The following is a 26,600-nucleotide window of genomic DNA, read 5'->3' as shown; positions in this document are numbered from 1 at the left end:
ATTAATTAATCGTTCTTAAATTCTCAATTCTTCACATTATTATTGTGGTTATTTTTATTAAGTGAGTGAGTTAGTTCTGTAATGGTAAATTGCGCTGGATCGTTAATGTAACGTAAAAAGTCCAGGTGTTCAGGAAAGTTTCCATGTATGGCATGATACAAAGGTAAGTGAGCGTCATCCAGCGATTCGAAAATAGACAAGGTCACGCTGTCTATTGGTGTAAAGTCTCTATGATATTGTGCTAGTCGAGCTAAAGTATAGGCCCCAAGCAACACATGCCCTCCGATCGAAACATCTAACTTTGGCGCAATACCTTCATCCCAATTAATCCCACCTATGACGATCTTACGGCTTAACTCTTTAGCAGCGAGTAACGCGCCATAAGCAATAGGATCATTAGCAGCCCAAACGGTTGTGATTGCGGGATCTCGCTGTAACCACGCTTTAGTGAGACGATAAGCTTCATTCTGAGACCATTGACAATTTGCCTCTGCGATTAATTCTAGCTTTGTATGGTGCTCAAGATAAGCGCGCATGCCTTTTTGTCTGTCTAATGCCGCAGTCGTCGCCACGTCTCCTAGCAAAGCTAATACATGTTGCGATGGATTGGAGGACCTAAGTGCTTTTCGCGCAAGTTGATGCATTAATTTAAAACCGGCTTGGAAATTGTCTGGCTCAATGGTGCCAATAATTTGGTGTCCTGACTTTAACAGAGCTACTTCCTCTGTTTTAGTCGGTCCGTTGAGCAAGAAAATAATCTTGATTTTGGTGGCTTTGGTGTTTAACAAATAGGGAACGACACTCGACTTTTCGTTAACCAGCAAAAGGTAATCAGCATCACTTTTCAAGGCTTGCTCTACGAGCGATTTCATCAAAATATGGTTGCGCTGCGCATAACTGATTTTGAGGGAAATATTCATGTTATTAGCTGCCGCAGTCATCACGTTGCTGACGTTATACCAAAAGTCTCCAGTAGGGTTTTTTGTTGCAAAACCGGGGTTTACAAATTGAACGTTGAATCGTTGTGCAGATAGCACGGCCATCGGCGATAAAAATAAAAAGATGAACAACAATTTTCGGATCATAAGTCTCTACATTTTTGATATTCAAAAAGTGTGCTGCTAAATACGCTACAAGTATAGTTTACGCTAGAATCGTTGCGCTATCTGCCTGTTTTTTGAATGCTATTCGGAACCTGCATATTTTTCATAGCATTGAATTTAGCTCATGCGTTAATTGCTTTATACTAGCGCGCAAAGAGTAAGGGGACTTTGATGAGAAAAATCGTATTTATATTCGTGTTGTTGTTTTCGATGTCTGGGGTTGCGCATGAGTCAAGCGAATTGAATAAAACTATGAAGGAAATGGGTCATATCTATAAGCAGGCTATGAAAGCGCAATCTGCTCAAGAAATGCAGGCGCACTTAACCGAGCTGACTACACTCGTTAATGAAAGTAAGCAATTTCAGTTTAAGCAAGAGGTGTCTGCCGAGTCAGTTGAGGGCTTGAATAAAGTACTCGAAACCATTACTAAGGCGAGCCATGAAATTGACTCGGGAAGAGTCGAGAAAGCCCGTGAAATGCTATTAAAAATTGATGAGCTGAGAAAGCAATACCACAAACTACACGAGCCACCGGGCTTTTGGGAGTTACTATTTGGTAGTTAAGCTGAGATTCGAATAGTTAACTTATCCTATCGCTGTGGTTATTCCTTGTTCTATCACAGCTGCTTTGCTTATCGGTCTTGGCTTTAGTTGAATATGGCAAAAAGACTAGCGAGTCGTGGCTTGACCTTTCAAGCTTGCTAGTTCTTTATAAGATCTAAAAGCGGTGAAATAGCGATATTCTTTTCTGCACTTATTAGAAATTACATAAAAGTCTGCTCAAAAGAAGTTGCATTATTAATTGGAACGATCCAGTATATTTGTTTTTAATCTGGGAAATTTCAATGAAAACCTCCTCATTAGCCAGTCTAATTTTACTTTCATTTTGTGGCTCCTCACTAGCGAATGCCAATGCGCTCTACGATATCACCGAACGCGATGTATTCTCTGTAACGAGTGACGTAAAGGAGCAAATCCAAGGTGAGGGGATAGAGCAATTAGTTGATAGGTCGCTAAAAAGCAAATTCTTATCTAAGCAATCCAGCGCTGAGATTGTATTTGATCTGAAAGACGTAAAAGCGCTCAGACAATATAGTCTCACCTCAGCCCAAGATGCCCCGGCGCGAGATCCAAAGCATTGGACTGTAGCCGTATCTACAGATGGCAAGGCTTGGCAAGAGGCTGATAAACGCAATAATATCGTATTTTCAAGGCGAGGTGAAACACTCGCTTTTGACCTACCCAAAACAACGGATGCGAGGTACGTGCGCTTTACTGTAGCACAGGAAGGTAAAACGCAGTGGGGCGACCGCTTTTTGCAAATCGCTGATCTGGCGCTCTATGCACAAACAAGTTTACCACTGGCGAACTTTACTGCAGATAAAACCGTTGCCAAGCTTAATGAGCCAATTTCTCTGCAGTCGATATCTGCAAACTCACCTACAGAACTGAGTTGGAAGGCTGAGGGCAAAACGAAGCTGCCAACCACAAAAAGTGTTGAAGTAGTTTATGACAAGCCTGGTAACTACGATGTTACTCTAATGACTAAAAATGCGCATGGCTCCGACCTTAAAACCCGTGCGAGCTATTTAAAAATATACGATCCAAATCAACCATGGAAAGGCTTTGAGCCGCCAAAGGTCAAAGTGGTTATCGAAGATACTGAGTCGGCAGGGTCGAAACGCCTGCAAGCACTATTTCCTGATATAGCCAGTACGGTGGATGACGTAACTCGCCAACTGGCCCCTAGGTTGTACAAACACTTTGCAGAGCTGCCAGAGTTTGAGCAAGTCACATTTAGGCTAAAGTGGATGGACACAATAGCCTATCGCTCTGGAGACGAAACGAATATGGAAATCGTGTTTAGTTCAAAGTACATCACCGAAAAACTCGCCGCACAGCCAGATGAGCAAGTGGAATACGAGCTCCTTGGTGTGCTCTGGCACGAACTTACCCATGGATATCAGCTATTTCCAAAAGAGAGAAGTTATTCTGAGCCCGATGTACATGCATTTATTGAAGGAATGGCGGATCTCATTCGCATTCAAGCGGGATACCATAAAACCCGTTCGCCTAAGCCGTCAGATTCTTGGGTTGGTGGATACACAAACACTGGGTTCTTTCTCGCATGGCTCGCTGCGTCTTATCCAGATTTTGCCTATCGTTTTAATCAAACTGCGGTAGAAATAGAAGATTGGTCATTTGAAGATGCAATAAAATCAGTTACTGGAGAGTCCCTTGATAAGCTTTGGTCTCGTTATCAAAGTGGGCTAAATACCAAGAAATTGCAATGAACTAGCAAGAACTAGGTGATTACAATTTGTCGGTGTTGTGCTGTAAATGTACATAATTTGTTGACAGGTTTGTTTTATTGCTCATAATTGGAACGTTCCCTTTTTGATTTCTGCCTGATGCTTTGTTGGTTTTGCTAATGGTGAAATAAAATTTTTATAAGAAATTGGAACGTTCCTTTAAATTGTGGGGGTCTTATGACAACAATAATGTATAAACATAGCCTGATCGCCGCTGCTGTTCTTGCAGCGGTAGCAACTAACTCAGTAACAGCCGCAACAGATGAACAAGCAGAAGAAATAGAACGTGTTGAGGTGACAGGATCTCGTATTAAACGTATCGCCATTGAGGGTGTGACAAATGTCCAAAGTCTCTCTTCCGCTGATATGGTCAGAAGTGGTTTTAACACAGTTTATGACGCACTGAGTAGTATTTCCGCTGCTAGTGGTGCCGTTCTCGGTGAAGTAGAAACTGGCTCCTATACGCCTGGTGCCAAGGAGTTAAACCTGTTAGGCGTTGGACCTGAGTACACACTTATTCTAGTTAATGGCAAGCGCTTGGCCTATTACCCAATGCCTTACGGTGGCCAAACCAATTTTGTTAATCTCGATATGTTGCCAACGGCGATGGTTGAGCGCATCGATATTCAATCCGGCGGTGGCTCTGCAATCTATGGTTCAGACGCAATGGCTGGAGTAGTCAATATTATTACCAAAAAAGGTATGGACGAGCATGTCGTTGAAGCATTCTACGGCCAGGATACCTATGGTACGGGTGATAAAAAAGGCTTGTCGTTTGTTGGTGGTTTTGAGCAAGACGACTTTACGTTTGACTACTCGCTAGAATATAAAACGGAAGAGGCGCTGACTGGTGCCGACAGACCTTTTCATGACAGTGTTTGGGATAATCCAGACCCAACAAACAAACGAGAACTCAATCGTTCCATTACCGTATGGGCTGAGAACACTGAGTTCAAAAATCAATATTCAGCGCAGTACTGCAACACAGATGACAATCCACACCCGACTGCAGTTCAGCACTTTATTAGCCGCAATGATTATGGCCTAAGCTGCGGGTGGGATGAAACCGGCAACAATTTGCTCCGTAACCAAGTTGAAACCATGAGTTTGTATATCAACTCGGTGTACAGCATCAACGACGAACACAGTTTTTTTGTTAACGGATTTTATATCGATCAAGAAAAGAAAGGGGCACGAAATCCATTCTTCTTTGCTCATGCAGAGTCAATTCACGGATCCATGTTTTGGGACCCTGATATCAAAAATAAAGCTGGTGGCTACGGCGCTCCAGTTAAGTATATGTGGCGGATAGTGAATGATTCAGAATACACAAATGATGGCTTAGGTCGGGTATACGATGATAAATCTTATTCATTTAGTTTTGGTCTTGAAGGGGAGATAGCGGATTACTATTACTCCGTTGGCTTCAGCCGTTCACAATACGACTTCTCTGATAGGTACTTGCATCACACGGTTGAAGGAAATAACTGGCTAAAAGGCCCTAAGTTGGGAGAGGTTGATGGCATGCCAATCTACCGTCCAAATTACCAAGCTTTTTTTGCGCCTCTGACCCAAGACAATATGTATAACATGGCTGATTGGGCAACCTACGATGGCTTGTCGTTTAATGAAACCCTAACTGCAGATCTGTCCGGGGATTTATTTGAATTGCCAGCAGGGTTTGTGTCTTTTGCCGCATATATTGAGCTGATGAAAGAAGGGACGAGAGCGACGCCCGATAGCAGAATACTAAATAAAGAGTTTGTTGGTCTAACTGGCGTTATCACCGATGGTGAGCGTAACCGTTATGCTGCGGCGACAGAATTTATGATCCCAATTACTGAACAGATCTCTAGTGAAATTGCGCTGCGTTATGACCACTATGATGATATTTCTGATGTTGGTGGAGCATTCACTTATCAAGTTGGTTTTAAATACTCTCCCACTGACGCGCTGATGCTAAGAAGTGCATATGGAACAACGTTCCGTGGTCCCAGCATGAGCTCGGTATATCAAGGGTTTGCTGGTAACTTTGGACGAGGCTCGGACAGAGTGATTGCAGATGCTTGCCTACGTTTTCAAACCACAGGGGATCCCGCTCAATATAATGCTGATGCATTAACTATCAGCTGTGCAGACTTAGACACAACAAATAGCAATGAGCCAAAGCTAGATGCTGACTTTGAGACAATCTCAGCAGGGGATCCAACTTTAAAAGAAGAATCTGGTCATTCATTAACCTTTGGTCTGGTGTATGAGTATTCCCCTGAGCTGTCATTCAATGTTGATGTTTATGACATTGTCTTAAAAGACAAAATTACTCGACTTGGGTCTGGCGAAATTCTTGATAATGTCTGGAAGTGTGAAAACGGCCTAATCGATTCGTCTTCTGCTAAATGCGCCAATATGCAAGACAGAGTACAGCGTTTTGACCAAGATGGTTTGGCAACCGACTGGTTAGGGAACACGAAAAAAGGATTACCGTACACCGCAGCTATTATCAGAGAAGGTTATATAAACGCCGCAGAAAGACAACATGGCGGCGTCAATTTTGGTGTGAAAGGTACGTTTGAGTCAGAACTTGGCGAGTTTATTTATAAGCTTGATTACAGCCATGTTCTAAAGAAAAAAGAAAAGCTTCGTCCCGAAGATCCGCTTGAAGATGTGTTAGACAGTCAAGATAACTATAACTTCAAAGATATGGCATCGTTTAACCTGACTTGGCAGTTGGAAAAGACCGCAATTTCATGGCAGGTAAATTATAAAGGAAAAAATTGGAACGGTGCTGATTTTGGTCAAAGAGAAAAGTTACCTGCATGGATAAAGCATAACCTAACCATTGGCCATTACATCAATGACAATACGCGAGTGATGTTTACGGTTCAAAACTTATTAAATGCGATGCCGCCTCAAGATGACTCGTTTAGAGGTTACCCATTTTATAAAGCGGGTAATTATGACACGAACGGGCGTGAGTTCTTACTAAAAGTTAACTACCAATTTTAATAATAAAGGGTAACGAAATGAGAAAATTAATGCTATCAACGGTGGCAATGGCCGTCGCTGCGACACTAATAGGCTGTAATGATGGGTCTGAATTTGTTGAACGTGATAAGCCAGAGCAAACTCAATCATCCGGGCAGCCAGACTCTGGCGCACTGCGTAATATCACCTCAGATACTGGGGTTGAGATTGAGGCTATTTTAGCGGATGGTGTACAAGCCTCGCCCGCAGGTGAAAGTGTCGACAAACTTATCGACGCTAACACGAGTACAAAATTCCTGGCTTTTGCGTCAAACGTCACTGTAGTGTTTAAAGCCGCTACAGAGATTGAACTTAGAGAATATAGCTTTACGTCAGCAAACGATGAAGCGAACCGAGATCCAAAACAGTGGGTAGTATATGGCTCAAATGATAAATCAGATTGGATTGAGCTGGACTCAAGAGCGGGAGAAATATTCTCTGCTCGAGGACTGACTCGCAATTTTGAATTGGCCGAAAGCGGCGAAAAGTATCGCTACTTCAAATTTGATTTAGTACATGGTGGTACAGATAGCTATGGTGCTGATATTACGCAACTAGCGGAACTCGAAATCAAAACGGTATCGGATATTCCTATCGTCGCATTTAATGCGACAAACACGACTCCAGAAGTCTCTGAGTATATTGTTTTTAGAGATGAGTCGTTAGTTAACCCGACTAGCTGGCAGTGGACGTTTGAAGGTGGTATTCCTGCGACAAGTACAGAGCAAAGCCCATTGGTTAAGTTTGAAGCTTTAGGGCCAAAAACCATTACACTGGTTGCGAGTAACGACAAAGGGGAAGCGACATTAGTTCAGCAAGACTTTATCCGTGTGTGGGATCCAGTCTCGCCATGGGCAGGGTTTCCAGAGCCTGTGATTGAAGTGAAAAAGGAACTACCAGAGCACCCTGGACAGCTGGCGCTTGAACGTGCGGTACCAGATCTAAATGCCCTTATTCATGAGATTTCTTTGAAGATTGCCAAGCGCTTATTTAATAATGTAACCGAAATCAACGTTTTTGAGCACGTTACTTTTATTACCGGAGACTTTGATGCGCCGGCTTCAAAGGCCGGTGAAGGCAAATTTATGGAGCTTAGGTTTGATGTTAAGCACATCGCCAACCTAGAGGGTCTTGGAGATGAGGCTATCCGTAACGAAGTTATTGGCGTGCTGTGGCATGAGCTGACCCATGGTTACAACAACGTTCCGGCTGAAGGAGAATATCGTCCGGGCACGGATTATCACACCTATCTTGAAGCGCTAGCTAACTTTATCCGAATAGATGCTGGTTACTTAGAGCATAGACGCGGTGGAGTTCGCTGGATGGAACACTACAATGTTGATGCTTACGATCAAACAGCATTCTTCTTTGAGTGGGTAGAAAAAAGTCACCGTAACACGGATTTTATTCGTAAGTTTAATGCGGCAGCAAAAACGCTTGATGCGTGGAGTTTAGACACCGCTTTTAAATCTATATTTGGTGAACAACGTGGGATTGATACGGTATTTGAAGAGTATCAAGTCTACCTTGCAAGCGTCGGTAAGTTACCACCAGTACCACTTGGCTATCAGAACTTTGCACCCACTAGCACTCAGGTAACAACAAACGGTACTGCACTTGTGCCTTTTAATGAGGGAGCAGATAAGCTTAATGATAGAAATATTATCTCTAAATTTAATGTGGTGTTGGAAGCCCCCGCTTGGCTTGCACAATATGCGCCTGACTTGTTGCCGATAAAACAGGTTGATAAGGCCCAGGTTAACTATGTGTTTGACAGCGCTAAAACAGCAAAATACTACTCATTAGCGACAGCGGGAGACAACCCTCATCGCTTTCCTAATGCGTGGCAGCTACAGGGCTCAAATGACGGTACGAATTGGATTACGCTAGATACTCAACAGTTCAACGAACTACCTAATACGATGGAATACTATAGCTTTGCTATCGAGAGTCCAAATGCGTATACCCAGTATCGTTTGGAACTTGAGCATACCCGTGAAGGCGGTGGAATTGGCGGCGCTAGCGGAAGGCTAATTCAACTAGGCGAATTCTCATTGTGGGAAGCAAAAGACTAGCCTTTTAGTTTAAAGGTGGGCAATGCCCACCTTTAAAACGTACTTATTTTGACCTTTAACGTTTCTTCTTCTTTTTACCTTGAACCGCTTTAAATCGCGGATTAGATTTACAAATTACGTAAACCCGACCGCGTCTTTTTACGACTTGGCACCCCGGTCTATTTTTAGCGCTTTTGAGTGAGCTCAGTACTTTCATCTGGTTTATCCTTTTTTAGTCGCAAGGTTTTTAAAGCGACGGTTAAATTGTGCAACTCGACCATCACTTGCCACCAACTTCTGTTTACCAGTGTAGAAAGGGTGAGACGCACTAGAGACGTCAATTGGGAAGTAAGGGTAAGTCTTACCATCTAGTTCAACGGTTCTGTCTGATTTAATGGTTGAACCAACAATAAAGTACTTATCAACCGATGTATCATGGAAGGCAACAAGTTGATAATCAGGGTGGATATTGGGTTTCACGACAACGACTCCTAAATAATGTGTTGTTATATTGTATCAATATAAATCAAATAAAAACTATTCTCAACAACTAATTTGTCGTTGCCGCTATTTAGTGCGATACGCCTAATTTGTCGACGCATGCGGAACTAAACTGAATGCATCTTGAGCAGTTGATTAAAAGGGGCTTACTTTCCTTAAAATTGCCTGATATAACTAGTTCTAGATAGTTTCTCAAGTAGTCATATTGGTGTTGACACCTAACCGGAATAGTAGCGAATAGACTTTTTTGGAATATAGCTATCGATGTAAGCCTGTTGGTTTGATAGATATGAGATAAAAGAGTGAGATCCAATTGAGGCTGGCTTAACGGTTAATAACCTTCACTAAATGAGAGAGGTCTAGCAAATAATTAAAACCTAGTACGTTCGCGAAAGTACTTTGTTCGCTAACGCAATACAGATATAGAGCATTTATTATGGATAAACATGCTGAGTTAGATAACTCAATTTTGGCTAAGCTTCACAGCAGCGATGACAGCGCGTTACAGCAAGAATTAGACACACTCTCTTGCACACATAGTGACATAGTGACACTACTGGCACAGTATCAAACGCTCAGTGAGCAAGATGATGAACTGTTCGATGCTTGGTACGACAGCTTATGTAAAGATCAGTTAAAGGTCTTAAAAGCATTTGAGATAATTCGTGCGCACATAGAACAGCAAATATAAATACGCATAGATTGTCTGGCGAAACGGTTGTGCGCCAGACTGCAGATTATTTGATTGATAAGTCGTACTTACTAATCAATTGGTCAATGTATCGAGTGCGTAGCGATTCTGTTTGCTCAGCTTGAGTATTGGCTGCCAATGCTTTGTTTAGTAGCTTCATGGCGCTGTGTACTTGAATACGTTGCTCTGGGGCAATGCTGCTGGCGGTTCTTGCTTCTGTAATGTCGTCGATAATCGCGCGGCCTAGGTCAATATAAAGTGCTTCCTCTACGAGACCATTTTGGCTGATCACCCCATACTTGCCACATAAAAACTGTTGCCAAACTTGCTGTACATGCTCTGTAAGGTCATCACTAAAGCTTGGATCTTCGGTGTAAAAGCCTTTTTCGATACATTTCGTAAGTGCTTCACAGTAACGCTGTTGAAATAACTCAAATGCACTACTTGATTGATCTACTTTATGTTTAAGTAAAAGTTGCCCCCAATTGAGTAGGCCTCGGGCATAAAAATCAGTATATTCTTCACATTCGTACAGGCCAAAGTACGAACTACACTTAATTTGATTTTGAATACTATAACTCGGATTTGGGAATAGGCTCATTTGTTGCCATTCTAAGAGCTGTTCTTCAGGTATCTTTAAGCTGCTGCTCAGCTCCAAAGTGGTATAAAAGTGCGTATTTAGAAAATGTGTCAGTCCCATAAAATTAAACTGGATAAATATACAGTGCTTTTGATTTTGCTGGATCTTTACGCAAATAACAAGCACTAAAGTTAAATTTCGTTAGATTTAACCGATTTACTCAGGTTTATGGGTCGGATCTCAGTCAGATTTATGGTAAAAATGGCTGTCAACTGGAAGAGTAATAGAAAGACCATGCATCAGATCCAATCAATAAAAAAAGCAAGCTTAATTACCGCTATTAAAACCCCTTACACAATGGCGGGTGAAATTGACTTAGATACTTACGACAAGCTAGTCGAAGCGCAAATCGCCGGCGGTGTCGATGGTATTGTTGTCGGTGGCACCACAGGTGAAGGCCAACTGATGAATTGGGAAGAGCACTTAATGCTCATTGCCCATTCTGCGAATAAATTTGACGATAAACTGCTGATTGTTGGTAACACTGGCAGCAATAACACCAGAGAAGCAAAAAAAGCGACTGAATATGGATTTGCATCAGGTATGCACTGTGCACTACAAATAAATCCGTATTATGGCAAAACCTCAATTACGGGTGTGAAGGCTCACCTGAAAGAAGTCTTGGAAATCGGTCCTGGCTTTATTTACAACGTGCCTGGCAGAACGGGACAAGACATTACGCCTGATATCATTGAGCCGCTGGCCAGCCACAAGCATTTTGTTGGTATGAAAGAATGTGCGGGTGATGAGCGTATCGCACACTATGAAGCGAAAGGCATTGCGTGTTGGTCAGGTAACGATGATCAAGCCCACGATAGCCGTCATAACAGCCAATCTCATGGCGTTATTTCTGTTGCTTCAAACATCATTCCGGGCTTATTCAGGCAATTGATGGACACGCCTAACCAAGCGCTTAACCAGTCTTTGCAACCGTTAATGAACTGGCTCTTTTGCGAACCAAATCCAATTGCTATCAATTCAGCTTTGATTATGACTGGCGCAGTCAAACCGGTATTTAGATTGCCTTATGTGCCACTGTCGCCAGCACAGCAAAAAGAGGGGATTGAACTCCTTTCTCAGTTAAAAGAAAGTGACTTTGTTGGCTCGACACCAAAATTAATTGACGAAACCTTGCTTAAGTTTTGTTAAAAGTCGGTTTGTCATTTATAATCTGCGACCGTTTTTGACTCGGTCGTAGGTTATTATGGCAACGTTTTCTTCATTTAGTTTCGCACAGCCTCTTTTAGATGCGCTGCAAGACATCAATTTTCATACATTAACGCCAATTCAACAGGCGGCTATCCCAGCTGTCCGTCAAGGTAGTGATGTGCTCGCAACAGCGCAAACTGGAACAGGGAAAACCGCAGCTTTTGCATTACCTATCATCCAAAAATTGCTTGAGGCTGAAGCACAGTCGACGCCAAGAGCGTTGATTTTGGCGCCAACGCGTGAGCTTGCCGAGCAAATTGCCAACAACTGTGCGACATTTGCTAAGTACACAGACTTAAAAGTGCAGGCACTGTTTGGCGGAGTTAACGCCAATGGCCAGGCTGAGCGCTTAAAGCAGGGCGTGGATATTTTAGTGGCAACCCCTGGACGCTTGTTAGATCATATCCGCCTAGGTAATGTCACGTTAAGTAACATTAAACACTTAGTGTTAGATGAAGCTGACCGCATGTTAGATATGGGCTTTATCACCGACATGCAAAAAATCATTGAGCTGGTGGATAAGCAAAAGCAGCTATTGTTGTTTTCTGCAACTTTCCCGTCGGCAATGAAGCAGTTCGCGAAACAAGTGTTGGAACACCCTAAGTTAATCCAAGCGACGCCAGAAAATAGTACAGCCGACACGGTTCGCCACGTTGTTTATCCAGTTAAAGAAGAACGTAAGCGCGAGTTACTATCTGAGCTGATCGGGACCAAAAACTGGCAACAAGTGCTGGTGTTCGTCAATATGAAAGAAACCGCGGACAAGCTAGTTGAAGAGTTAAAGCTTGATGGCATAGATGCAAATGTATGTCATGGCGACAAAACTCAAGGCGCTCGTCGTCGCGCTTTAAGAGAGTTCACCGAAGGCAAAGTACGCGTTATGGTTGCAACCGAAGTCGCAGCTCGCGGATTGGATATCGTTGGCCTGCCACGTGTGGTTAACTACGATGTGCCTTATCTTGCCGAAGATTATGTTCACCGCATCGGAAGAACTGGTCGTGCAGGTCAGTTTGGTTATGCGATCACCTTTGTAAGCCGCGAAGAAGAATCTGATCTTATTCATATTGAGCAGTTAATCGAGCAGCAAATTTCACGCTATTATCTGCCGGGCTACGAAGTAGCAAACCGTGAAAGACTGGTTGAGACTATCCAGAAGAAACCAGCGCATCAACGTCGTAAGGCGCGGGTGAATAAGCCTTCGAATCAAGCAAGTGCAGAAGCGAGATTAAAAAACCGCTCTCGTATTGCAAATGTACGTAAGCAGCAAAAGAAGAAGTAAAATTGTTTTTTTGCTTTATTTACAACGCCAGCTAGCACGCTGGCGTTGTTGTTTTTAGCCAATGTGGCGTACAATAGCGAAAAATAATTATAAAAATACGGCTTGTGCTTCAGTCATTTCACATTGTTCCAGTTAATGTAATCCAACTCGTCTCTCTTGGGGCTTATCTCCTCGCAATGTTAATTTTTGCCAATCAACCACGCGCAAGAATGCTCGTCATCTATTTGTTATGTCAATGTGTGCTGATGACAACCAATTTTGCTGAAGAAGCGTTAGGGGCTAGAAGCTATTTACTTATCACGCCTGTATTTACCCTAGCTACTGGGCCTTTAGTCTATTTTCTGTTTAAAAATCTACTGCATGCTAATCGGGATAAGCAAGAGCGAAGATTAGTACATTTCTTACCTGTTTTGCTGGTGCTTCCATTTACTGAATACACCCAGCTTGTGATTGCGTTTGGCACTGTCAGTCAGTTGATTTATTTTGCTTTTACGGTGCAACTTGTTGGCTTTTACCAGCAAGCATCCGCGGAGATCAGAGCGGACGTCAACACGTGCGATTTACAATGGATAAGAACAACGGTTGTCTTGTTTGTGATCTTTGCTCTGGTGGATTTGGTTAGACTCAATATGCAAACATACAACGACACCAGCACTAAAGCACTCTGGTATTTTATTGACTTAGTTTGGTTACTTGCAATTAATCTTTACCTAGTTGTCAAAGTACACAATCAACCACACCTCGAAGATTCTATAACGCAAGCCCAAGAAATAACGTTCAATGAGGTGGACAAACAGTCAGAAGATCCAACCGAGATATTCAATGCAATTCATAACACGATTATGCAGCACTATTTATATCGACAGCCACGCCTGACTATTCACGACGTTGCTGAGGTTATTGGACTTGGGGTAAAGGATATATCTTGGGCCATCAATACTTGTGGTGGTTACAACTTTAATGAGTATATCAATAGCCTGCGGGTCGATGAGGTAAAACAGCAACTACAGTGCGAAAAGCAAACAACGCCCAACTTGTTAGCGCTCGCAATGAATGCTGGGTTTAACTCAAAATCCTCGTTTAACAGTGTTTTTAAAAAGCAAACGGGTTACACTCCAAGTCAATTTTCAAAATTAATATAAGTATATTAAACAATTGCTTATACTTAATTCTGAGTGTTTTTTAAAAGTCCTAGAAGTACAAAATCCTGATATTGCACGCCATATAAAGTCGTTATAGGTAATCTGGAGTTAAATCGATAACAAGGATAAAGATGATGTATTCAAGTTTTCTCACTCATGTGGCCACTTGCCTGACTTTTAGTAGTTTGTTTATCGCGCAGCCTGCAAAGGCTGAACCTATTCGGGTGCTGACATCAACAAGCGAACAAGCGCATGTTTCACAGCAACTAAATGTTAAATCCCCAGTGGATTACCTAAATATACGGATCAACGCACTAGCGCTGGTACGTAGCAAAAATTGGCAACAGGCGTTACCACAACTGCAAAAGCTTACTAAGTCGTATCAAGATGACGGAGACACTTGGTATCTATTGGGATTAACGCAAATACAATTAGCGCATTATGAGCAAGCTATCATTGCGCTGAAAAAGGCGTTGTCACTGGGTGTAAACCTAACCAATGTACCTACCGGTTCGCGCCCCTCAAATGACATTATGATAAAGATTGCAGGCGCGTATGCAGCGCTAAGTAAAGTGGATGAAGCTAATGAGTGGCTGAGTAAGTCTTTGTCAGCGCGGTACGACGAACGCAGTAGCTTAGCAAATAAAAGTGTTTTCGACTCCATCAAAGATAACCAGCAATTTCAGCGTCTTACAGGTAACTATAAAGACACTTCGCTCACTCGGGATCAGCAGTGGAATGCGGATTTAGATTTCTTACTCTCAGAAATTAAGCGATTGCATGTTAACGAACAGGCAAGTAACAACCCGGATTTAATTACGTTGGCAAATAATTTGCGCTCAGATATACCCAAGTTAACTGATCAGCAAATTGTCTTCGGTATAATGCAAATGATAGGCAGGCTTGGTAACGGGCATAACTTTATCGTACCGACCTTCGGAGAAAAAGGGAATTTCACTCGTTTGCCAGTGCAGTTTTATGCCTTTATCGATGGCCTTTACATTGTTGATGCTGAAGCTGAGTTTAGTGATTTAATCGGCTATAAAGTCACAGCCTTTGGACAAACACCAACCGCAGAAGCAATGGCGAAAGTTGCTGAGATTAATCCGCGAGATAATGAAATGCAGCAGCTTTGGCTTGCGCCTTATTATCTCGCCATGCCCGAAGTACTCGCAGGACTAGAGTTAAGCGATGCGTCAAATGAGGCGTCTATCACGGTAGAAAATGCACAGAATATGCAAAAGACCATTCGCCTTAGAGGTCGAACATTTGAATTTCGCGGTTTTCCGACTTTGCCAGATAATCATCAAAAAAGCCCACAATATCTGCAAAACGTCACTAAACCTTATTGGTACGAAGTGGATAAAAGCAATGGGGTTTTGTACGTACAGTTTAATGCCGTTGCACAGATCAAAACGCAGTCGCTAGCGCAATTTAGTGCGGAGTTGATAGAGACAATAAAAGACGGTGAAGTAAATCACTTGGTGCTGGATTTACGACACAATAGTGGTGGCAATGGCTCCATCTTACCACCATTACTAAAGGCACTTATTTATTTTGAAGCGGCAAAGCCAGAAGGCAAGTTATTTGTAGTGATGGGACGTAATACCTTTTCTGCAGCGCAAAACCTCTTGACCAATATTGATAGCTTTACCAATGCCATATTGGTTGGAGAGCCAAGTGGTTCTCGGCCAAATCATATTGGTGAAGCTGGAAGGTTCCGTTTACCGTTCAGTGGGGTGTTTGGACTCGTTTCGTCGCAGTTTCACCAAACTTCTCGCGCAGAAGACCACCGTATTTGGATTGCTCCACATATGCCGGTATTGCCGGACTCTGCAAGCTACTTCAATGGTGTCGATCCCGCCATGAAAGCCATTTATAGTGTATTGGATAAAAACGTCGATGGTTTAGTTAAGTAACCATCGCGTAAGTGAACGCTTTTTAGGCCAAATCATAAAAGGAAGTGGCAGAAATGATAACTGCAGCAGCGTTATTGTTGTTTTCTTTGTGATTGCCGCCTTGCTGTATTTCTCGGTTTAAGTGTATGCGCTGACTATCTAAAAAGTAAGCTAGCAACAAGAGGGACATGGGGTGCTATCAATTCCTGAACCATTATGCTAGCTTTGTTAGTGAAATCAACTAAATGGAATAATAATAATGAGAATTGGTAAGGCAGTTCAGTGCTTGTTTGCTGTGACTTTAGCGGCTTTCTTTTCGGTAGCTGCGATGGCAGAGTCCGAAGAAAAGACAAAACAAGAATATGAGCAACAAACAAAAACCTTGATGTCAAAAGTGCTTGATGAAAAGAGAACTTTTACAATTCAACTACCCAAAAATTATCACACCAACTCCAATAAAAAATACCCTGTGATTTATCGCCTTGATGGTAAAGGCAACCTTCCGTTGATGACCGCTGTACTTGAGCGTTTGCAAGGAGCAAACGTTTCTGCCGCACCTGAAGTTATTATTGTTGCAATCGAAAATACAGACAGGTTAAGAGATCTTTATCCAACTAAGAATAAAGAGCCTGCAGGACCTATGGATATTGGCGGCGGGGCACCTAAGTTTTTAGAGTTTATCGAGACTGAACTTATTCCTTATGTCAACCAGACCTATCGCACTCATGATTTTAAAGTCATTGCAGGTGCATCTGCAGCGGGTACTTTTGCGCTTTATGCTTTGCAGGCAAAGCCTGAGCTATTTCAAGCGCATATTGCTTATAGCCCAGCGGTATGGTGGAACTTTGGCGCGACAGCAAAGAGTACCAAAGCATTTATTTCCAAAACGAAGCAGTTAGATAACTTTCTATATATCACAATTGGTGAGGAAGGCGGCGTGATGCGCGAAAGATACGACGATATGGCGAGCTTTCTAGCAGCAAATCAACCACATGATTTGCGCTTTTTCAGTGAGGCCTACAACAATGTTCCTCATGGACTTGTGTCTGCAGCTGGTATTTTTAGCGCGTATCAAAAGCTGTTTTTGCCAACCCGAATGCCTGCGCGTGCTTATACTGGTGAATTGAGCTCTATTACTAAGTATTATCAACAACTGTCTGCTCAATATGGCGAGGCTTTTGAGCCACAGGAAGCCGTGATCAGAGAGCTTGGCTATTACCACGTAAGCATGGGTAATGTGAAAGAAGCAATTAAGTTGTTTAAGTTTGGCGTTTCACGCTATCCAAATAATGCAGATGCCTACAACGGCTTAGCATATGGCTATGAAACCGACAAACAATACCAAGCATCTTTAGAGCAAGTAAACAAAGCGCTGGCATTGTCATCAAAGGGTGATGGTGGCTACGATGTCTTTGTTGCTCGTAAAGAGCGGCTAACTAAATTACTTGGTGAGTGATAATCAAAATGCGTAAATAGGCCACTTAGGTAATCCATGTGGTCTATTTTTTGAGTATTTATTGCCACTTAAAAATAGTGGCGAATACGCTTTATTTTTTCGCCGCTAAACTCAAACAGTGTCATAAGCTTTTGCTTATTTTCTTTTTCATCCGTGTTACCTTGCTGATCAACGCAAGGATGCAAATACTCAACGGTCACCGCATTAAGTCCTTCAATGATGTTTGTGACTTCGATATCGCATTTTCCGTATTGGCCTAGATAGCTGAGTAAGCCTTTTTTGTATTCTTCTTTTGATAATACGGCATTAAAGCGAGGGTGCTCGAATGAGGCGTCTGGCGTCAAAAGCGTAAGTAGGTGGGTAACATCAGACTCTTTTGAATATTGGTGTTCAACGGCTTTTTGTGCCTCGAAGTAAGCGCTAACCTTGTTGCTCAGTGCTTCTGCGGAGCAAAGACTTGAAACCAGCATGAGTGGCAGCAGTGCATATCGAACTTTCATTATGATTTTCCTTAATTTATTGTTTTTTACTCTGTATTAAATGCAACGTTTCTACCGGGAAATGCAAGTTTAGAAAATGGCCATACCGTTTTTAACCAATGAGTAATTGTTTGATAGAGTAGGTTATCCAATGTGATATCTTCTGCTCCTATCCAAAGATAGACATCACAATCAAAATCTGAAGATTGCGGCGGATCGATATAGACACAACCAATATACTTTTCACTGTGTCTGGTGTAAACCGCATAAGCAAATGCCGTTCGCGACATAAATTCTTCCTTGTGGGTGGCTAAACTCGCAATGTTTTCCTCAACAGTCATAGAAGCTTTCGGCCAGTCTGAATTCGGACCAAATATGCCTTGCAAACGTGCTTGATTAGCCATCACCAGCTCATAATCTACTATCGCAATTTGCTCATTGAGCACGGTAAAAGAAAAATGCGATGTGCTAACCCTTGTTGGTGGCATAAAAGAGTCAGGAATAAAGGGCTGAGCTTGTTTTTGTTGATTGGTCACTGTCACCAGTACTCTCTGACAAGGGAAACTTTTTCATAGAAACATACATTTTATTATTGTTTGCAATAGGTTAGCACTCGGTTGTAATTTATACAATGACAAAAATTGTAAGCTCAGCAGGCGCTAAGAGCCCAGCTTTGCATTTCTGTCACTCGACTAATACAGCGAGCGAAAGCAAATGCCAGTTGCTCACCTTGGTAGATTTGCTCAATCGGCGCATCTGCCAAAAAAATAACCAGTACTTTGGCTTCGTAACATTCATCGATAAGCGCAATCAGGCGTCTGGCCTCATCATCACCAATTCTAGTTTGTGTTGTATCACTTGGGCGGATATAGCCTTCCTCTGTCCCTTGTGCTACATCTTTGTTTTCAGGGGTGACACCCAGTAGCGGTAACTCTGAGATGAAAATACAGCTAAATTGCTCTGCAAGCTCAATATAGTCATTGATTGCGCGAGGGCTTGAGCAGATCTCCATAAAATCAAAACATGCTACACTTTCATTTGCGCCAAGCACGTTAATTAGACGATGATTAATTTCAAGGATGCCCGGTTTGAATATGCCACCTACATTAGTAAAGGCGTTCCAAAACGCTTGTTTATCGTTGACGAAGTAGTGGTTTGCCGTTGTACCTTTGCTAAATCGATGGTCCGTCTCACCACATACAGATATGACATCGCAGTGACTTATAAGCAGCGCAATTGTTGGCTCAAAACGGTCTCTATGTAGTCCATCTTTGTATAACTCGGTTGGGTGGCAATTGGAGGTTGCAACTAAGGTCACGCCATCTTCAAAAAGGGCTTCAAACAATCTCGCCATAATAATGGCATCGCCAATATCGGTGACAAAAAATTCATCAAAACACAATAACGATGTTTGCTCTGCCCAATTTTGGGCGATGCGCTTTAAAGGATCTCTCACACCTTGAATTTGATTGAGCTCTTTATGCACCTGTTGCATAAAGTGATGAAAGTGTAGGCGAGTTTTGTCTGTGACGTCAGTGAATTCATAAAACCAATCCATCAGCATTGTCTTGCCACGCCCGACAGGGCCATAGAAATAGATGCCTTTATTCGAGTGACCACTAGCGAGTGAACGAGAAAGGGCATCTAAAGCTGAAATTGCAGCTTGCTGCGCTGCATCAGGAGTAAGATTTCCACATTCAATTTGTGCTTGGTAATGGCTAGAGATTGACATAGACACCGCAAATAGGAATAGTTAATCCGAATAATATCATAAAGCTATAACTCATGGATGCACTAACAAGATTAAAACAAGCAGTAGACGCCTATTACCCGCTTTCTCAAGACACCTGGTCCGCTATTGCTGCGATCACCAGCATCAAACTACTTGCGAAAGATGAGTGGCTTTACAAAGAAGGAGAGTATCTGACTACTTTTGCATTTTTACATCAAGGGTTAGTTAGATTAGTAAACACCAATGCTGCTGGGCAGGAATACAATAAGCGTTTTTTTGTGGCGGGGGAATTTCCTGGTGTAATGCATGCTTTGCACCGTGCTGAACCCGCTAATCAGGGGATCCAAGCCTTAGAACCGACTGAGGTTGTGCTAATTAATTTTAAGAAATTTAGAGCACTGCTGATGGATAATCCGGAATTAATGCGATTTCAAATACTGTATCTTGAAAAGAATTGGTTGTTAGAAAAGGATAAGCGAGAGCTTTATATGGTGCAGTTAGATGCCACGGAGCGCTATCTCGCATTTTTAAAAGAACAGCCAGAACTTGCTGAGCGTGTACCGCAATACCATTTGGCGTCACACCTTGGGGTCACTCCTACACAGTTAAGCCGAATAAGAAAATCGTTAAAAAATTCAGGTTCGTTTACATAGGTAAATGAGCCAAGCTCTTCACCTTGTTAAAGTTGTCTCAACACATAATGGAGAGCAACTTATGCACACTACGCAACTAGAATCGTTATTGAATTGGCGTTACGCCGTCCGCAAATTTTCTGAGCAAACCATTGCTCAGGACAAAGTAGATAAGTTAATCGAACTGACGGGGTTGAGTGCTTCAGCATTTGGCTTACAACCTTATAAGATTATTCAAATATCCAAGCTATCGATGAAAAAAGCATTGCTACCGCATTCGTATGGGCAACAAAAAGTGCTTGATAATAGCCATCTATTAGTTTTTGCTGCGGATATGTCACCTTTAGATAGCCAAGTAGAGCGCTACATTCAAGACTTTAAGGCGAATCGAAACCTTGATGAGCTTGTCTATGCGCAGATGGAATTGGGTATGAAAGACGCGCTACACACCATGGACTTTGAGTCTCAATATAGCTGGTGTTCTGAGCAGGCTCACTTGGCCCTCGGTACATTACTACTGGTAGCCGCCAGTATGGAAATTGATGTTTGCCCAATGACCGGTATCGATAAGGTTGCCTACGATGACATCTTGGGTCTGTCATCCTTAAATTTACGCACGGTATTAATTGCGCCAATTGGCATTCGTGACAGCACGGATGTGAACGCGAATACAAGCAAAGTAAGGAAATCGAGAGACTTGCTGCATATTGAGGTGTGACGATGATTTTTGCCATATTAGCCGTTTTTGCAGGTGGTGCAATTGCGGTGCAGGCAAGCATGAATGCACAACTTGGCGGTTTATTAAAAAGTCCGATATTGGCTGCTGGAGTAGCGTTTACCGTTAGCGCATTCTATGCCTTTATTGCCTTTCGGGTATCTGATAACGTGCTGCCAGCAACCTCAGAGCTAAAAGCCGTGCCTTGGTACTTGTGGTGTTTAGGTGGGGTGCTAAGTGCAACTGGGGTGGGATTATGTTATTTCTTAATTCCTAAAATGGGTATAGGTAATCTAATGGCTTATTACTTGTGTGGTCAAATGGTGGTAGCTATGGTGATCGGTCAGCTTGGTCTCTTTGGCGTACCTTATACGCCTATTAACCTGCAAAAAGTCGTGGGCGTGATTGCTGTGCTGACCGGTATTGTACTTATTAACGTTAATCGTTGAGGCTAAAGCTCAGCCATTTCTAAGGCTTTGCTAATAGCTGGTGTTGCCGCAATTTGGCGATAATAACGGCGTAAATTCTTAAGCGAAGGCGTTTTTTCTAAAAATGTCTTCGCACGCTCACAAAGCATAAATAAATAGCTGTCGCACAGCGTAAATTGATTTGCAAACAGGTAATGATTGTCTGCAAGTAAGGTATCAATAATTCCAAATCCTTCTTCTAGTCGACCTTGCTGCGAGCGAATAAGGTCGTCATACATCAAAGCACTTTGGGTGTGTCGTTCGGGGTAGGTGTACATCAATAAGTCGCTGTGAATAGAAGCGCTCATAAAATGCATCCATTGCAGGCACTGTGATTTTAGTTTTAGCTCAGTTGGGATAAGCTGCTTGTCGATGTGCTTTTCAGCAAGGTACTGAGAAATTGCAGCGCTTTCAAATAAGGTAAAGTCGTCGTCAACGAGGGCTGGTACTTGTCCGGCAGGGCTTAGTTTTAAGTATTGTGCACTACGGTTGGCGTTTTTTTTGATATCCACCAGTTCAAGTTGATAAGGCTCACCAATGAGTTCTAATAAAATGTGAGGCGCAAGGCTCGCACTTTGTGGATAGTAAAAGAGTGTATACATAATTCACCTAATGTTAGGTCACGTGTATCACTCAGGAACAGGGCATAAAATAACAGTGATCACGTGAAGTTAGTTTAATACCAATGTAATAATTGCAATGCTATTGGTATCCAAAATCGGCTCCTTCTTCGCTGTCTCCTATTCAACCTTAGGTGAGGGTTGAGGTTTTCACAAATAAAAATGCCAGCAAATGCTGGCATTTAGATAATTTTAAAGTATTAGCTACGGATTGTAGTAGATAGGAGAGTTAGGTCCAACTGGTAGACCAAAGCCAAATACCCACACGTAGAATAGTGCTACCCAGCCGATAAAGAAGAACATGCTGTACGGCAACATTGTGGCCACTAGTGTACCTATACCCATGTCTTTTTTGTATTTCGTCGCAACCGCTAATATCAAACCAAAGTAGCTCATCATGGGAGTGATAAGGTTAGTAACTGAATCTCCAATACGGTACGCTGCTTGAATGGTTTCTGGCGCATAGCCGATAAGCATTAGCATTGGAACAAATATCGGTGCCGTGACAGCCCATTGAGCGGATGATGAACCAAGGCTTAGGTTCACGAGTGCACACATGAATATAAACAGTACGAATACTTCAGGGCCTGTTAGGTTTAACGCCTGTAACAGTGCTGCGCCATTTATCGCAAGGATTGTACCTAGGTTTGTCCACTTAAAGAATGCAACAAACTGAGCGGCAAAGAATACCAACACGATATACATGCCCATAGAGCTCATGCTTTTACTCATTGCATCAATAATGTCGCGGTCATTTTTCATGGTGCCAACCACACGGCCGTACACAAAACCCGGAATAGCAAAAGTAACAAAGATAAATACCACGATCCCTTTTAAAAATGGTGAGCCTGCTACTTCGCCTGTTACCGGATGACGTAAAATGCCATCTTCTGGCACTATGGTTAAGGCAAGTAAAATGCTTACTACGAGTAGTGATACGCCCGCCCATTTGAGACCTGATTTTTCTTTTACTGAAAGCTTCTCAATATTGTTTTCGCTTAAATCAACACTTGCTTCTTTCGGGTCGTATTTTCCTAAGCGCGGCTCTACGATTTTCTCGGTGACTAAGGTTCCCACGATAGCAATTAGGAATACTGAAATCATCATGAAGTACCAGTTCGCTTCAGGACCCACCTGATAATTAGGGTCAATCATCTGCGCCGCGGGAGTCGTAATACCCGCTAGTAGTGGATCGATTGTGCCAAGCAATAGGTTTGCGCTGTAGCCACCAGATACGCCAGCAAATGCGGCGGCTAAACCGGCGAGTGGATGTCTACCAAGGCTATGGAAAATCATTGCGGCAAGTGGAATCAACACAACATAGCCAAGTTCTGATGCGGTGTTAGACAAGATAGCAGCAAACACAACCATGAACGTAACCAAACGTTTTGATGCACCCATTACCATGCCGCGCATTGCAGCTGATAGCATGCCAGAGTGCTCTGCAACACTAACCCCTAGTAATGCAACAAGTACAGTGCCAAGTGGTGCAAAACCAGTAAAGTTAGTTACAAGACCTGTCACAATGCGTTGCAGACCCTCAGCACTCATTAAGCTTATGACTTCAATGACACCGTCGGGATCGCGACCCGCGGAGCCTTCTGGGCGAGGATCGATGGCAGATAGACCCATCCAATCGGCAATACCACTAAATAACACGATGGCGATACAAAACATTGCAAACAAAGTAATAGGGTGGGGAAGCATATTCCCTAAGAACTCAACAGTTGCCAAGAAGCGATTAAATAATCCCCCTTTTTGTCCCTGTTGGTCTTGACTATCAGCTTGCGTCTCTACAGCATTTGACATAGCTAAATTCTCAGTTCCAAAAAAATGGCGCAACCTTAGCATTTTTTTTACATGAGGTCATGCTTAAGCGGCTATTTGTCCTCTTTCTGGGTTGAAAGGCGGAACATTGTGCAAAAACGGATCAGTTAGAATAGCTTAAGCTGATCTTTATCAGGACTTGCTTGTTTTTTGCGTTCACGACTTGAGCGACGCCTTGAAACGTGAGTGTGAAGCACTCTGCCTGTTTCATCTTTATCTAGATGTTGCTTATAAAATGCGGAGATTTTTTCACGGGCAATTTTTGCTGCGTCATCGGGTAATATGGCTGGGCGTTGATATTGGTCTTCTTTTAAGCCGGTATAAAACCAAGGTGTATGTAAGTAATGCGTTGGAATGTGATTAAGCTCAGGAATGTAGCGGCGAATAAATTGGCCTTCTGGATCATATTTTAGCCCCTGCGTTATGGGGTTATAGATGCGAAACGGATTTATCCCAGTAGTGCCTGACTGCATTTGTACCTGAGGATAGTGGATCCCAGGTTCATAATCTATAAATAGAGTGGCAAGTCTTGATGCTGGTTGTTTCCAATCAAGCCATAGATGATAGCTTGAAAACGCCATCAACATTGCGCGCATGCGAAAGTTTATCCAGCCTGTGGCGATCAGCATTCGCATACAGGCATCAATAAAGGGGACGCCCGTGTTGCCGTGAGCCCAAAGTTCATAACGTTGCGTATTAAATTCACTCGCACGCATATCAATTAAGGATGCATGCACAGCGCGCTCAGCATAAAGCGGTTCTGATTCGAGCGTTTGCACAAAGTGGCTATGCCAGTAAAGCCGTGATAAAAAACCGCTCTTATTGCGTTTTGAGTCAACATTTAATTCAAGAGTTTGTTGTAACACATCCCTGAGGCTTAGCACGCCATAGGCCAAATACGGACTGAGTCTGGAGCTACTGGTTACGGCTTTTACCGGGCTTGAGATACCAAATAAATAGTTGTCTATCCTATGATTAAAAAAGCTATTCAAGGTTTGCTGCGCGGCTTTGAGTCCACCTAATTGTGGCTTTGGGGCTGAGTTGCTGTCATTCCCAGGGTAGTCATTTAAAAGTGCAATACCACTATGCTGTTGCAGCAGTGGATTGATTTTTGAAGGCGTTGGTAGGCAGTCGCTTTGCAGCCAGTCTTCGGCTTGCTGTTGCCACTTATCACGATTAATTTTTCCCCTAAATACGGCTTGTTGGCGATATTCTTCATACGATACGTGTCGTTCTTTGCACCAGGCAATAACACGCAAATCGCGCTCAAATGTCCATGTATTCCCCGTTTCTTGATGGCAATAAAGGGTTGCGATCGCGATGTGTTGATGGATCTTTTCAAGTATTTCAATGATATCGCCCTGGCGAATCGTCAGCGTGCCACCTAAAAGCTGTAGCTGCTCTGCAAGGCTTAGCAGCGACTCTTTTACAAATTGAAATTGTCTTTCGCTGGTATCGGGGAGCTGCCAGTATTCAGGTTCGATAACATACAATATCAGGGTTGGTCTGCCATTATTACACGCTTCGTAAAGTGGTCTATGGTCGGACACTCTTAAGTCACGTTTGAGCCAAACGAGGTTAATCATCTAACACACCCTTAAACAATAAAGGGTAGCGGCGTAGGCGTTTGCCGATGTAGTCGTCGGCGAGGATCTGCTGGCAAATTCGCTCTACATCATCGTCCACCGCAAACACCCAATCAAAGCGCTCAATGGCGAGCAAAAAGCCACGTTTTAAAAAGCGTTGCTGGCGAAATTCATCGCAGTTCTGTTTGATTCTATCGAGTTTATTTGGATTTTCCCTGAGCGCTTCGACTACCTTATTTACATATGCGCGAGTTTGTTTGCTTTCAGGGTGGGGACGTCTAACGCGACGTCCTCGGTTGGTATTTGGATATAAGCTACTCATTCGCCTCTTTAAAAATGTAATCTAGCTTCTTAATAAAATCGTCTTTGTGCTTATCTTGTTCATAATCCAAGTGATAAGTATTATGAAACCCAGAGCGCAGTAACACGCCACTGCCTTGCAGGTATATGGTGTAACCATCTGGATCTGAATAGGCCACTATGCCCTCATAGCGTTTACCTTCTTCGGTTACTTCACCGTGCTTTTGAATATGCTCGAACACCGTTAATAAGAACTTGCTATCTAATTCATTTTTCATTGTTCACCTCGATACTTGGAATACGCTTTCACTGTGATAGCCGATCACTTAACTAACGCTGAAATTGCCTTAAATTGCTCATTCTTGGCCGATTTTAGCCACTGAAATAAAATAGACTCTAAAGTCAAAAAGCGTGCGCCATCTGCCTGCATCTGCATTAGCGCCCAATCTGTGTGTTTTGGATTACGTGAGCAAATACCATCGGCAACTATCACAACGTTGAAATTGTCCGCAAGTAGGTCATTGACGGTTTGTTGTACACAGATATGACTTTCGAGGCCAACCACGACGATGGTGTCGCGTTTATATTCTTGAATAGCTTGCTTGCAAGATTCAACGTGGTAGGCACTAAACGCGGTTTTTTCGATAACCGGGAGATTAAATTCAAGTAAACTCGGTGCTGTATGGCCAAGCCCTTTGGGATATTGCTCAAAAATCAGTGCAGGAACAGACAAATGTTCTGCAGCTTGTAGCAGGGTGGTTACTTGGCGCTCGATATCGCCAAATACCTCAATATGAGGACGAAATTTTTCTTGAATATCGATCACCAAGATCATGCTGTCCGAAGGTATCAAATTCATCATCTTCTCCTTAGAGATTACGTTGCAAGGGAAGCTCGCGTGCTTCGCTATTACGTTATTTATTCGTTACAATG

General features: G+C 42.8%; 26 protein-coding genes. 13 read left to right on the top strand and 13 right to left on the bottom strand.

The features are described 5' to 3' along the window. Positions 1-23: 23 nt before the first annotated feature. On the bottom strand, positions 24-1,085 hold the full coding sequence (locus L1271_RS06300; protein WP_235367372.1) for an ABC transporter substrate-binding protein: 1,062 nt from the start codon (positions 1,083-1,085) through the stop codon (positions 24-26). A gap of 189 nt (positions 1,086-1,274) precedes the next feature. Here L1271_RS06300 and L1271_RS06295 point away from each other — a divergent pair, with 189 nt between their 5' ends. From L1271_RS06295 to L1271_RS06280, 4 genes are all read left to right on the top strand, one after another. Continuing rightward, positions 1,275-1,667, top strand: coding sequence for a cytochrome b562 (locus L1271_RS06295; protein ID WP_235367371.1), 393 nt, complete (start codon positions 1,275-1,277; stop codon positions 1,665-1,667). A gap of 281 nt (positions 1,668-1,948) precedes the next feature. Further along, positions 1,949-3,397, top strand: a complete 1,449-nt coding sequence (locus L1271_RS06290) for a basic secretory protein-like protein (RefSeq protein ID WP_235367370.1) — start codon at positions 1,949-1,951, stop codon at positions 3,395-3,397. A gap of 195 nt (positions 3,398-3,592) precedes the next feature. Continuing rightward, positions 3,593-6,421, top strand: a complete 2,829-nt coding sequence (locus tag L1271_RS06285; protein WP_235367369.1) for a TonB-dependent receptor domain-containing protein — start codon at positions 3,593-3,595, stop codon at positions 6,419-6,421. Between the two features lie 17 nt (positions 6,422-6,438). Further along, positions 6,439-8,514, top strand: coding sequence for a basic secretory protein-like protein (locus L1271_RS06280; RefSeq protein WP_235367368.1), 2,076 nt, complete (start codon positions 6,439-6,441; stop codon positions 8,512-8,514). A 55-nt stretch (positions 8,515-8,569) separates the two neighbouring features. Here L1271_RS06280 and ykgO read toward each other — a convergent pair whose 3' ends face one another. Then, the gene (gene ykgO / locus L1271_RS06275) at positions 8,570-8,710 is read right to left on the bottom strand and encodes a type B 50S ribosomal protein L36 (protein ID WP_010373066.1); all 141 of its coding nucleotides are present in this window, start codon (positions 8,708-8,710) and stop codon (positions 8,570-8,572) included. Positions 8,711-8,715: 5 nt separating this feature from the next. Next, a complete protein-coding gene (locus tag L1271_RS06270) occupies positions 8,716-8,973 on the bottom strand; it encodes a type B 50S ribosomal protein L31 (protein ID WP_010373063.1) in 258 nt (85 codons plus the stop codon). Between the two features lie 457 nt (positions 8,974-9,430). Between L1271_RS06270 and L1271_RS06265 the strand changes: the two genes are divergently transcribed. Continuing rightward, positions 9,431-9,685 carry a hypothetical protein gene (locus L1271_RS06265; protein WP_010373062.1) on the top strand — a complete coding sequence of 85 codons (255 nt, stop codon included), beginning with the start codon at positions 9,431-9,433 and terminating at the stop codon, positions 9,683-9,685. A 46-nt stretch (positions 9,686-9,731) separates the two neighbouring features. On the opposite strand, the gene L1271_RS06260 is transcribed toward L1271_RS06265, so the two are convergent. Beyond that, positions 9,732-10,385: a DUF6058 family natural product biosynthesis protein gene (locus L1271_RS06260; RefSeq protein ID WP_029215798.1), complete on the bottom strand. Its 654-nt coding sequence runs from the start codon at positions 10,383-10,385 to the stop codon at positions 9,732-9,734. 174 nt (positions 10,386-10,559) lie between these two features. On the opposite strand from L1271_RS06260, the gene L1271_RS06255 reads away from it, so the two are divergent. The 5 genes from L1271_RS06255 to L1271_RS06235 all read left to right on the top strand — a co-directional run bounded on the left by L1271_RS06255 (position 10,560) and on the right by L1271_RS06235 (position 17,309). Continuing rightward, positions 10,560-11,474 carry a dihydrodipicolinate synthase family protein gene (locus L1271_RS06255; protein WP_235367367.1) on the top strand — a complete coding sequence of 305 codons (915 nt, stop codon included), beginning with the start codon at positions 10,560-10,562 and terminating at the stop codon, positions 11,472-11,474. Positions 11,475-11,529: 55 nt separating this feature from the next. Then, a complete protein-coding gene (locus tag L1271_RS06250; RefSeq protein ID WP_235367366.1) occupies positions 11,530-12,813 on the top strand; it encodes a DEAD/DEAH box helicase in 1,284 nt (427 codons plus the stop codon). Between the two features lie 245 nt (positions 12,814-13,058). Next, positions 13,059-13,955, top strand: a complete 897-nt coding sequence (locus L1271_RS06245; RefSeq protein WP_235367365.1) for a helix-turn-helix domain-containing protein — start codon at positions 13,059-13,061, stop codon at positions 13,953-13,955. Between the two features lie 131 nt (positions 13,956-14,086). Then, positions 14,087-15,874 carry a TPR end-of-group domain-containing protein gene (locus L1271_RS06240; protein ID WP_235367364.1) on the top strand — a complete coding sequence of 596 codons (1,788 nt, stop codon included), beginning with the start codon at positions 14,087-14,089 and terminating at the stop codon, positions 15,872-15,874. Positions 15,875-16,112: 238 nt separating this feature from the next. Continuing rightward, positions 16,113-17,309, top strand: a complete 1,197-nt coding sequence (locus tag L1271_RS06235) for an alpha/beta hydrolase-fold protein (RefSeq protein WP_235367363.1) — start codon at positions 16,113-16,115, stop codon at positions 17,307-17,309. A gap of 68 nt (positions 17,310-17,377) precedes the next feature. On the opposite strand, the gene L1271_RS06230 is transcribed toward L1271_RS06235, so the two are convergent. The 3 genes from L1271_RS06230 to zapE all read right to left on the bottom strand — a co-directional run bounded on the left by L1271_RS06230 (position 17,378) and on the right by zapE (position 19,520). Then, complete coding sequence (locus tag L1271_RS06230) at positions 17,378-17,809, bottom strand: nuclear transport factor 2 family protein (RefSeq protein ID WP_235367362.1); 432 nt, start codon at positions 17,807-17,809, stop codon at positions 17,378-17,380. Between the two features lie 26 nt (positions 17,810-17,835). After that, positions 17,836-18,330 (bottom strand): hypothetical protein, encoded by a 495-nt coding sequence (locus tag L1271_RS06225; RefSeq protein WP_235367361.1) that lies wholly within the window; start codon positions 18,328-18,330, stop codon positions 17,836-17,838. A gap of 107 nt (positions 18,331-18,437) precedes the next feature. Beyond that, positions 18,438-19,520: a cell division protein ZapE gene (zapE, locus tag L1271_RS06220; RefSeq protein ID WP_235367360.1), complete on the bottom strand. Its 1,083-nt coding sequence runs from the start codon at positions 19,518-19,520 to the stop codon at positions 18,438-18,440. Between the two features lie 53 nt (positions 19,521-19,573). Between zapE and L1271_RS06215 the strand changes: the two genes are divergently transcribed. The 3 genes from L1271_RS06215 to L1271_RS06205 all read left to right on the top strand — a co-directional run bounded on the left by L1271_RS06215 (position 19,574) and on the right by L1271_RS06205 (position 21,316). After that, positions 19,574-20,173, top strand: a complete 600-nt coding sequence (locus tag L1271_RS06215) for a Crp/Fnr family transcriptional regulator (protein ID WP_235367359.1) — start codon at positions 19,574-19,576, stop codon at positions 20,171-20,173. Positions 20,174-20,234: 61 nt separating this feature from the next. Beyond that, entirely contained in the window at positions 20,235-20,870 is a 636-nt protein-coding gene (locus tag L1271_RS06210; RefSeq protein ID WP_102058611.1) for a nitroreductase family protein, read from the top strand. A 2-nt stretch (positions 20,871-20,872) separates the two neighbouring features. Continuing rightward, positions 20,873-21,316, top strand: a complete 444-nt coding sequence (locus L1271_RS06205; RefSeq protein ID WP_010605376.1) for a DMT family transporter — start codon at positions 20,873-20,875, stop codon at positions 21,314-21,316. 2 nt (positions 21,317-21,318) lie between these two features. Here L1271_RS06205 and L1271_RS06200 read toward each other — a convergent pair whose 3' ends face one another. The 6 genes from L1271_RS06200 to L1271_RS06175 form a co-directional block, all read right to left on the bottom strand. Then, positions 21,319-21,936, bottom strand: a complete 618-nt coding sequence (locus L1271_RS06200; RefSeq protein ID WP_206471958.1) for a glutathione S-transferase family protein — start codon at positions 21,934-21,936, stop codon at positions 21,319-21,321. Between the two features lie 222 nt (positions 21,937-22,158). Further along, positions 22,159-23,763, bottom strand: a complete 1,605-nt coding sequence (locus tag L1271_RS06195) for an AbgT family transporter (RefSeq protein ID WP_235367358.1) — start codon at positions 23,761-23,763, stop codon at positions 22,159-22,161. A 125-nt stretch (positions 23,764-23,888) separates the two neighbouring features. Further along, positions 23,889-25,367 carry an FAD-binding domain-containing protein gene (locus L1271_RS06190; RefSeq protein ID WP_235367357.1) on the bottom strand — a complete coding sequence of 493 codons (1,479 nt, stop codon included), beginning with the start codon at positions 25,365-25,367 and terminating at the stop codon, positions 23,889-23,891. Further along, complete coding sequence (locus L1271_RS06185; RefSeq protein ID WP_010605380.1) at positions 25,360-25,689, bottom strand: hypothetical protein; 330 nt, start codon at positions 25,687-25,689, stop codon at positions 25,360-25,362. Before L1271_RS06185 ends, L1271_RS06190 begins: the two co-directional genes overlap by 8 nt. Beyond that, the gene (locus tag L1271_RS06180; RefSeq protein WP_010373027.1) at positions 25,682-25,945 is read right to left on the bottom strand and encodes a DUF3081 family protein; all 264 of its coding nucleotides are present in this window, start codon (positions 25,943-25,945) and stop codon (positions 25,682-25,684) included. The genes L1271_RS06185 and L1271_RS06180 overlap by 8 nt, the downstream gene beginning before the upstream one ends. Positions 25,946-25,989: 44 nt before the next feature. Continuing rightward, the gene (locus L1271_RS06175) at positions 25,990-26,529 is read right to left on the bottom strand and encodes an isochorismatase family protein (protein ID WP_235367356.1); all 540 of its coding nucleotides are present in this window, start codon (positions 26,527-26,529) and stop codon (positions 25,990-25,992) included. Between the last annotated feature and the right edge of the window lie 71 nt (positions 26,530-26,600).

Origin of the sequence: Pseudoalteromonas sp. OF5H-5 (assembly GCF_021530695.1) — a bacterium.
Taxonomy (GTDB): Bacteria; Pseudomonadota; Gammaproteobacteria; order Enterobacterales; family Alteromonadaceae; genus Pseudoalteromonas.
This window is presented reverse-complemented; position numbering and strand designations above follow the sequence as displayed.